The sequence below is a fragment of the Glycomyces dulcitolivorans genome, from assembly GCF_003265355.1.
GTDB lineage: Bacteria > Actinomycetota > Actinomycetes > Mycobacteriales > Micromonosporaceae > Glycomyces > Glycomyces dulcitolivorans.
Map to the genome: position 1 here is coordinate 1 of NZ_QFRW01000227.1, position 9,444 is coordinate 9,444.

Genomic DNA, 9,444 nt, shown 5'->3' on the forward strand with positions numbered 1-9,444 from the left:
CGCCCCGGTCAACCGTCGACCGGGGCGGCCGCCCCTCGGAATGTGTCGCTGGCGCCTTGCGGCCCTAGCTGGTTACTCCCAGTTCTCCGCGGCCTTGCGGCGGCGCAGGACCATGAACACCACGGCGCCCGCGAGCAGCGCGGCGGCCGCCGAGGAGATCATGATGATCGAGGAGCTGCCGGTCACCGGGAGGCCCGGCTCCTCGGCGGTGGGGAGGTTCGGCAGGACCAGGTCGGCCTCGAAGTAGAACAGGCCGAAGTCGTAGAACCAGTCGCCCTCGGAGCCGCCGGTCTCGACGAGCTCGAACTGGTAGTCCGAGTCCAGGTCGTAGGTGGCGCCCTCTTCGGCGAGGACCTCTTCGAGGCCCGCGGCGTCGACGTCGACCGCGTAGTAGGCGGCGGCGTCGTCCTCGTCGACCTCGCCGACGATCTCGTAGTACAGCGGGGTCTCTTCGGACGGGGTGTAGGTCTTCCCGGCCTCGGCCTCGAAGTCGGTCACGATGCAGGTCGCGCCCCACTCCCAGATGGTGCAGTTGTCGTACCAGGGGGCGGCGTACGCGTGGTAGGTCAGGTCCCACGAGCCGTCGGCGAGCAGGTTCTCCAGGCTGACCGTGTCGGTGAACACGAGGATCGTCGCGGCGGTCAGCTCGGGGTTCGCGGCCGCCTCCTCGACGTAGAACTCGGGCTGCGCGAGGACGGACTCGCCCTCGTTCGCGCCCTGGAGGAGCTGGTCGAGGTACTGGTAGGAGTAGATGTGCTCCCAGCCCTCCTCGGCGCCTTCCTCGCCTTCGCCCTCGGCGGGCAGCTCCCCTTCGGGGACCTCGGCCTCGGGGACCTCTTCGACCGCCTCGGGGTCCTTCTCCTCCTCGACCTCTTCGGAGCCGCCGGCGTTCTCTTCTCCGGTCTCCTCCGGAGCCGACTCGGTGGTTGTCTCCTCCGCCGGGGTGGTGGCGGTGTCTTCGGTGGGCTCCTCCTGCGCGAACGCGGGGGCGCCGGCCGCGAGCGCGAGGGCCGCCGCGGCTCCGGCCGCGGCGAGGCGCAGGCCGGTCTTGTTGAGGGTGGACATGCTTCTCCTATGCGATTTGAACTGGGGGGTGCACCGCCCTGCTCTTCCGCTGGGGTAATAGCGGGTCCGCGGGAGCGGTGCACTGGTATAAACGCGCCTCAGTGGACAACGGTTGCGAGTAGTCGCCACTTTTCTTTCCGTGACTTGTGGTGACCGGATACCTCCCCCTGAGTAACCTGCCTTCACGTTTGCCCCCCGGATGTGACAACCTGGAAGGGCCGCCTGTCTCCGCAGCTGAGGAACCACGCCATGACGGACACCGTTTCCCGTACAGCGAACCCGACCGATGAGTCCGACCTGCTCCGAAGCCTGGCCGATGCGCTGGGCGCCGTCGAGCGGGGCGACTTCTCGGTGCGGCTGCCACGCGGGGAGGGCCTGGCCGGGGAGGTCGTCGACCGGTTCAACGCCGTGGTCGAGCAGGCCGACCGGCAGACCCGCGACCTCGCGCTCATCGCCCGCGCGGTGGGCCAGGAGGGGTCGTGGAACCACCGGCTCGTCATCGAGCACCTGGACGGCGGCTGGTCCGAGGGCGCCGCGAGCGTGAACCGCCTGGTCGAGGACCTGGTGCGGCCCACGACCGAGCTGGGGCGGGTGCTGGAGGCGGTCGCCGCGGGCGACCTGTCGCAGGAGGCGGCCCTGGAGATCGACGGCACGCAGCTGCGCGGCGAGTTCCGCCGCCTCGGCGAGACCGTCAACCGCATGGTCGGGCTGCTGCGCTCCTTCGCGGGCGAGGTCACGCGCGTCGCGCGCGAGGTCGGCACCGAGGGCGCGCTGGGCGGGCAGGCGGACGTCCAGGGCGTGTCGGGCACCTGGCGGTCGCTGACGGACGCGGTGAACACCATGGCGTCGAACCTGACCGAGCAGGTCCGCTCGATCTCGACGGTGACGCAGGCCATCGCCTCGGGCGACCTGAACCAGAAGATCACCGTCAAGGCCTCCGGCGAGGTCGCCGAGCTCGCCGACACCATCAACTCCCTCACCGAGACCCTCCAGGTCTTCGCGGGCGAGGTCACGCGCGTCGCGCGCGAGGTCGGCACCGAGGGGCGCCTGGGCGGCCAGGCCGACGTGCCGGGCGTGTCCGGCACCTGGAAGGACCTCACCGAGTCGGTGAACGACATGGCCTCCAGCCTCACCGACCAGGTCCGCGACATCGCGAAGGTCACCGGCGCGGTCGCGCGCGGCGACCTGAACCAGAAGATCGCCGTGCCCGCGCAGGGCGAGATCCTCGAACTCAAGACCACCGTCAACACCATGGTCGACCAGCTGTCGAACTTCGCCGACGAGGTCACCCGCGTCGCCCGCGAGGTCGGCACCGAGGGCCGCCTGGGCGGGCAGGCGCAGGTGTTCGGGGTGTCCGGGACCTGGCGCGACCTGACGCAGAACGTGAACCAGCTCGCCGCGAACCTCACCGAGCAGGTCCGCAACATCGCGAAGGTGACCACCGCGGTCGCCAAGGGCGACCTGAACCAGAAGATCACCGTCGACGCCCAGGGCGAGGTCGCCGAGGTCAAGAGCACCGTGAACACCATGGTCGACCAGCTCTCGCGCTTCGCCGACGAGGTCACCCGCGTGGCCCGTGAAGTGGGTTCACAGGGGCGGCTCGGCGGTCAGGCCGACGTGCCGGGCGTGTCGGGCACGTGGAAGGACCTCACCGAGAACGTCAACCTCATGGCCGCGAACCTCACCGCGCAGGTGCGGAACATCTCGTCGGTCGCCAGCGCGGTCGCGAACGGCGACCTGAACCGCCAGATCACCGTCGACGCGCAGGGCGAGATGCTCGAACTGAAGTCGACGCTGAACTCGATGGTGGCGCAGCTGTCCCAGTTCGCCGACGAGGTCACCCGCGTCGCCCGTGAGGTCGGCACGGACGGCAAGCTCGGCGGGCAGGCGAACGTCCAGGGCGTCTCCGGCATCTGGGAGGCGCTCACCGACAACGTGAACTCCATGGCCTCCAACCTGACCAGCCAGGTGCGGAACATCTCCTCCGTCGCCAGCGCGGTCGCCGCCGGGGACCTGAACCGGCAGATCACCGTCGACGCCCAGGGCGAGATGCTGGAGCTGAAGTCGACCATGAACGCGATGGTCGACCGGCTCTCCTCGTTCGCCGACGAGGTGACGCGCGTGGCCCGCGAGGTGGGCACCGAGGGGCAGCTGGGCGGCCAGGCGAACGTGCCGGGCGTCTCGGGCACCTGGAAGGACCTCACCGACAACGTGAACTCGATGGCGTCGAACCTCACCAGCCAGGTCCGCGACATCGCGAAGGTCACCACCGCCGTGGCGAAGGGCGACCTGAACCAGAAGATCACCGTCGACGCGCAAGGCGAGATCCTCGAACTCAAGACCACCGTCAACACCATGGTCGACCAGCTCTCCAGCTTCGCCACGGAGGTCACGCGCGTGGCCCGCGAGGTCGGCGTCGAGGGCAACCTCGGCGGCCAGGCCGAGGTCGCCGGGGTCTCGGGGACCTGGCTCGCCCTGACCCGCAACGTGAACTCGCTGGCCGCGACGCTGACGCTCCAGCTGCGCGCCATCGCGAACGTCGCGCATGCCGTGGCCCGCGGCGACCTGACCCAGTCGGTCGACTTCGAGGCCGCCGGCGAGATCGCCGACCTGACCGAGTCGATCAACCAGATGATCACCGCCCTGCGGGACAAGACCCGCCAGAACACGGACGCGGACTGGCTCAACTCGAACCTCGCCCGCATCTCCTCGCTCCTCCAGGGCCGCCGGGGCGTCGAGGAGGTCACGCGGATGGTCCTCGACGAGGTCACGCCGCTCATCGACGCGCAGACCTCGACGTTCTACGTCCGCCACGAGGACGTCGCCGGGCACGTCACGTACCGGCTCAACGCCGTCTACGGGCACCCCAACCCCGGCGAGAAGAAGCTCATCGAGGACAACGAGGGCATGGTCGGGCAGGCCGCGGCGTCGAAGCGGACCATCCACCTGCACGACATCCCCGAGGGCTACCTGGAGATCTCCTCGGGGCTCGGCCAGGCCACGCCCACCGACCTGATCATCCTGCCGGTCCAGTTCGGGGACAAGGTGAGGGGCGTCATCGAGTTCGCCTCGTTCAACACGTACTCCGGGCTCCACAAGCGGTTCCTGGACGCGCTCGCCCCGAACGTCGGCGTCACGCTCGCCACCATCGAGGGCAACGCCCGCACCGAGGTGCTGCTGCGCGAGTCCCAGCGGATGGCGCAGGAGCTGCGCGCCCAGTCGAACCGGCTCCAGGAGACCAACGTCGAACTGGAGGAGAAGGCGCAGCTGCTGTCGGCGCAGAACAAGGCGATCGAGCTGAAGAACGAAGAGGTCGAGACCGCCCGCAAGGACATCGAGGAGAAGGCCGAGCAGCTCGCGCAGGCCTCGAAGTACAAGTCGGAGTTCCTCGCGAACGTCTCGCACGAGCTGCGCACGCCGCTCAACTCGCTGCTGCTGCTCGCGCGGCTCCTGTCGGAGAACTCCGACGGGAACCTCTCGGAGCGCCAGATCGAGTTCGCGCGCACCATCTACAACGCCGGCACCGACCTGCTCACGCTCATCGACGACATCCTCGACCTGTCGAAGATCGAGGCCGGGCGGATGGTCGTCTCGGTGCACCCGGTGGACCTCGCGGAGGTCCTCGGCGACATCGAGGCGGCGTTCCGGCCCCAGGCCGAGGACAAGGGCCTGGAGTTCAACGTGGACGTCGGCACGGGCGTGCCGCAGCTGATGCAGACCGACGGGCAGAAGTTCCAGCAGGTCCTGCGCAACCTCCTGTCGAACGCGGTGAAGTTCACGCGCGTCGGCTCGGTGACCCTCGCGGTGCGCCGCGTCCCCGCCGACCTCCGGTTCGACGCCCCGCACCTGAACGCGGCGGCCGAGCGGATCGCCTTGAGCGTCATCGACACCGGCATCGGGGTCGCCGAGGCGAAGAAGTCGATCATCTTCGAGCCGTTCCAGCAGGCCGACGGCACGACCCGCCGCAACTTCGGCGGCACCGGCCTGGGCCTGTCGATCTCCAAGTCCCTGTCGAACGCGCTCGGCGGCGACGTGTTCATCGAGCACACCGGCGACCACGGGTCGAAGTTCACGTTCGTGGTGCCCGTCGAGATCGACGCCGACGGCGACCTGCCGCTCGTCCCCGCGGAACTCCCCATTCCGGTCGTGGAGCCGGGCATCCTGACGGGCGCACCCGAGACGCCGTCCTCGTCTGCGGCCGCGCAGCACCTGGAGGGGACGACGGTGCTCATCGTCGACGACGACATCCGCAACGTCTTCGCGCTGACGGCGGCCCTGGAGCTGCACGGCATCGACGTCCACTACGCCGAGAACGGCGCCGACGGCATCGACGCTCTCCAGCACCACCCCGGGATCGACATCGTCCTCATGGACTCGATGATGCCCGGCATGGACGGCAACGAGACCACGCGCGTCATCCGGCGCATGCCGCAGTTCGCGGACCTGCCGATCGTGTTCCTCACCGCGCAGGCGCTCGCCGAGCAGCGGGAGCAGTCGGTGGAGGCCGGCGCGAGCGCGTACCTGACCAAGCCCGTGGACCTCGACCTGCTGCTGGACACCATGTCGCACTGGATCGGCGCGAACGGGGCCGGGAGCGGCGGCGCACACGGCGCGGCACCCGCGAAGCCGCGCCGCGGGTCCGGACGGGACAATGGCGAACCGACCTCTGGAGGCACCGCATGAGCACCGCCCGCGTCCTGCTCGTGGACGACCGATCCGAGAACCTCCTCGCCCTTGAGGCGATCCTCCAGGGGCTGCCGGTCAATACGATCGCGGTCACCTCCGGGGAGGAGGCGCTCAAGCGGCTGCTCTCGGAGGACTACGCGGCGATCCTGCTCGACGCGCAGATGCCGGGCATGGACGGGTTCGAGACCGCGCGGCACATCAAGCAGCGCGAGAAGACCCGCCACACCCCGATCATCTTCCTCACGGCCGCCGACCGCGACGCGCACCTGGCGATGCGCGGGTACTCGGTGGGCGCCGTGGACTACATCACGAAGCCGTTCGACCCGTGGATGCTCCGCACCAAGGTCAAGGTCTTCATCGACCTGTGGGCCCAGGGCCAGGCCCTCCGCCAGACCTCCGAGCGCACCAAGGACCTCCGCGAACGCGAAGGCCACCTCACCAAGCGCCTCGACGCCGCCCGCGAAGCCCTCGCCGCCTGGCACGAGGGCCGCGACGAGGACCCCGAGATCCAGCGAATCCTCGCCCTCCTGGAGGCCGGCGCGGTGTAACCGCAGGGAAGAGGGCACCCCGAATGTTGGGGGGTGCGAGGCCCCCCGATGTTCAAGCCTCCCGCCGGGGTGTGACACCGCTTGTCGCCGCCCGTGTTCGAAGCGTTGAACCCGCTGCGATCCGCGGGCACCCCAGTTGGTGGGGGGCGCGAGCTCCCCCGATATTCAAGCCTCCCTCGCGGGTACGACACTCCTCACCCAGCGTGTTCGAACCCGGAACCGCGGCAACGATTTTCGTAACGATCGCCTCGGGCCTCCTGCCGCGGCGGAAAACCGGCTAGGGTTGTGCCGTGGTGCACCAGAAGCTCGACATCTCGGTATACCGCGAGTCGAACGAGACGATCGTGGCGCTGACCGGCGAAATCGACCTGCACACCGCCCCGCGCCTGACCGGCGCCGTCGACGCCGCGCTCGCGGAGGACCCCGTCCGGGTCGTCCTCGACATGCGCGGCGTGACCTTCTGCGACTCGCGCGGCCTCGGCACCCTCGTGATCCTCGCCAGGGCCGCCGCCCGGTCGCGCGCCGTCCTCGTCCTCGCGAACCTCGGCGACTTCCTCAAACGGCTCCTCGCCGTCTCCGGCATCGGCGACCACTTCGTCATCCGCGAGGACCCCGAGGAGCCCGGACCGGAGGCCGCCGCCGACCAGGAGTCCGCCCGATGATCCCCGCCCTCTCCGAAGCGGCAGTGACGCTTCTGACGATCCTCGGCGTCGCCGCGGGCCTCGCCATCACCGGCATCGCCCTCGGCTGGGCCGGCCTCGCCCGCAAGTCGCGGCCGCTCATCGTGACCGGCGCGGTCGGCCTGTTCGCGGGCGGCCTCATCGTCCTCGGCTGGGCCATCGTCGACGGCACCGGCGTGCGCGCCGCCACCGTCGGCCTCATCGCCGCACTGCTGCCCGCCCCGATCCTCGTCGGCACGTTCCTGTGGCTCGGCCGCTACCGGCGCCGCCCCTGGCTCGTCCTCGCGTTCTGCTTCGGCTGGGGCGCGTGCGTCGCCACCGCGATCGCCCTCGGCGTCAACACCGGCGCCGCATACCTCCTCCACCGCAACGGCCTCGACCAGAACCTCGCCGCCGTCGTCTCCGCGCCCGTCATCGAGGAGATCGCCAAGCTCCTCGGCCCGCTCCTGGTCTACTGGACGGCCCGCCGCCACCTCACCGGCACCCTCGACGCCATCGTCTACTGCGGACTCGCCGGGGCCGGCTTCGCCGTCGCCGAGAACGTCCTCTACGCCTCCGGCGCCTACGTGTACGGCGCCTCCCTCGACGACGCCGCCGGCATCGCCCAGGTCACCATCCTCGTCGTCGTCCGCGGCCTCGCCACCATGTTCGCCCACCCGCTCATGACCGGCCTCTCCGCGATCGGCCTCGGCCGCGCCGCCCGCCTGCCCGGACGCAAGGGCCGCCAGGCCGTCTGGATCATCGGGATGCTCCTGTGCGGCATGGGACTCCACGCCCTCTGGAACGGCTCCAGCGTCCTCGGCGTCGCCCTCGACATGCCCGCGCTCTGGTTCGCCCTCTACCCGGCGTTCCTCGCGCCCCTGTTCTTCACCATGGTCGGCGCCGCCCTGTGGCTGCGCGCCGCCGACGCCCGCCGCACCCAGACCGCCCTCGCCCCGCTCGTCGCCGCGGCCCAGATCTCCCCGCCCGAGCTCGCGTCCCTCGCCAGCTTCTCCCGCCGCGCCTCCGCCCGCGCCTGGGCCCTGCGCTGGGCCGGGAAGCCCGGCGAGGCCGCCATGAAGGACTTCCAGCGCGCCGCCTCCGACGTCGCCGAGCAGTACGACCTCGCGAGCATCGGCGCCCCCTGGAGCGAGCAGACCGTCCTCGAAGGCGTGCACCGCATGAACACCGCCAGGACCGCGTACGTCGGCCGCGACCCGCGCACCCCGCCCGCGCTGTGGGACGGGCGCCGCTACCACGTCGCCTTCCCCGACGGCCAGATGCGCGCGATCGACCCGCCCGCGCAGCCGGTCATGCCGCTGCCGCTCGCCCCGCTGCCGCCTCCCCCTGCGTACCCTGTCACGTATGCATGAGGGACCCATCGGGCCCACCTCCTGGATCGGCCCCGACGCGCCCCCGCCGCGCACCGGGCGCCCCCGCTGGAGGGAGCCCCACCCCGTCCGCATCGGCCCCGTGGCTGCCGGTGCCGCCCTGTCCGGCCTCTGGGTCCTGTTGTGGCTCTTGGCCTATGCCAAGGGCGCTGACGGCGGGTCCCTGACGGGGGCGGGCTTCGCCTGGGTGACTTTGGCCGCGAGTACGATCGGGGCTGTCGCCGCAGCTTTGCTGGCGCGCTACGGTGACCGCGGGGCGGCGGTCGGCGTTGCCGCAGTCGCAGGGACGGCCGCTGGGGTCACCGGGCTCTCCTGCGAGCTGTATCTTTTGCTGACCGGCGATTGGATCCTGTGGTTACATCGACCGCGGGCCGCCACATCCTTCAGTAGGTCGTTCGGACAGCCGCCGCTCCGGCGCTGGTTCCATTGAGTGAGAAGACGGGGACGGATCGTGTCGTATTTCGCTGTGGCTGTGGGCCGCGAGGGCGACGATTGGGAGGCCGCCGAGGTCGACCTCGACGCAGTTGCCGACGTCGAGGACGCGGCCGAGGCCATGCGTGAGGCTTTCCCTGACGCTGACCTGACGCTGCTCTTCGTCGACGCCGACGACGAGTACCTGACGGTGATGCGCCTCGATAACGGCGACGACCTGCGCACCTTCGGCTCCGACGCCGAATACGCGTCGCAGTCGCGCCTGGGTGAGGCCCTCTTGGGCGACCTCGAACCCGAGGACACCGAGGAGATCGACTCCGAGGACGAGGAGTCCATCGCGGCGCGCCCGACCGAGCTCGACGCCGAGCCCGTCGGCGAGGCCGACCTCCTGGGCGACCTGGGCGTGCCCGGCTCGACCCTGCTGGCCCTGTGCGCCAAGGAGGGCATGATGCCCTCCGACGTCGTCTCCGAGGTCGCGAAGTCCATCGGCTTCTCCGAGGCCCTGGAAGACGCCACCGGCGCCTAGCCCCCATGCAGTCCCGCCGCGAGGTCCACGAGCACTGGATGCGGCGCGCCCTCGACGCGGCGCGCGGCACCGGCCTCCCGGCGGGCCGTGAGGCGCACCTGCGGCCCGGCAGCCCGGCACGCCAGGCCGACACCGCC

6 protein-coding genes are annotated in these 9,444 nt (G+C 70.7%); 5 read left to right on the top strand and 1 reads right to left on the bottom strand.

Features of this window, described 5'->3' with window-relative positions:
* Positions 1-72: 72 nt before the first annotated feature.
* On the bottom strand, positions 73-1,065 hold the full coding sequence (locus DI269_RS15435) for an LPXTG cell wall anchor domain-containing protein (RefSeq protein ID WP_112137346.1): 993 nt from the start codon (positions 1,063-1,065) through the stop codon (positions 73-75).
* A 249-nt stretch (positions 1,066-1,314) separates the two neighbouring features.
* Between DI269_RS15435 and DI269_RS15440 the strand changes: the two genes are divergently transcribed.
* The 5 genes from DI269_RS15440 (at position 1,315) to DI269_RS15465 (ending at position 9,307) form a co-directional block, all read left to right on the top strand.
* Positions 1,315-5,748: a HAMP domain-containing protein gene (locus tag DI269_RS15440; protein ID WP_112137348.1), complete on the top strand. Its 4,434-nt coding sequence runs from the start codon at positions 1,315-1,317 to the stop codon at positions 5,746-5,748.
* Positions 5,745-6,299, top strand: a complete 555-nt coding sequence (locus DI269_RS15445; protein WP_112137350.1) for a response regulator — start codon at positions 5,745-5,747, stop codon at positions 6,297-6,299. The genes DI269_RS15440 and DI269_RS15445 overlap by 4 nt, the downstream gene beginning before the upstream one ends.
* Before the next feature lie 290 nt (positions 6,300-6,589).
* Positions 6,590-6,961, top strand: coding sequence for an STAS domain-containing protein (locus DI269_RS15450; RefSeq protein WP_112137352.1), 372 nt, complete (start codon positions 6,590-6,592; stop codon positions 6,959-6,961).
* Entirely contained in the window at positions 6,958-8,331 is a 1,374-nt protein-coding gene (locus tag DI269_RS15455; protein WP_112137355.1) for a PrsW family intramembrane metalloprotease, read from the top strand. Before DI269_RS15450 ends, DI269_RS15455 begins: the two co-directional genes overlap by 4 nt.
* A 469-nt stretch (positions 8,332-8,800) precedes the next feature.
* Positions 8,801-9,307 (top strand): tRNA adenosine deaminase-associated protein, encoded by a 507-nt coding sequence (locus DI269_RS15465; RefSeq protein WP_112137359.1) that lies wholly within the window; start codon positions 8,801-8,803, stop codon positions 9,305-9,307.
* Positions 9,308-9,444 lie beyond the last annotated feature (137 nt).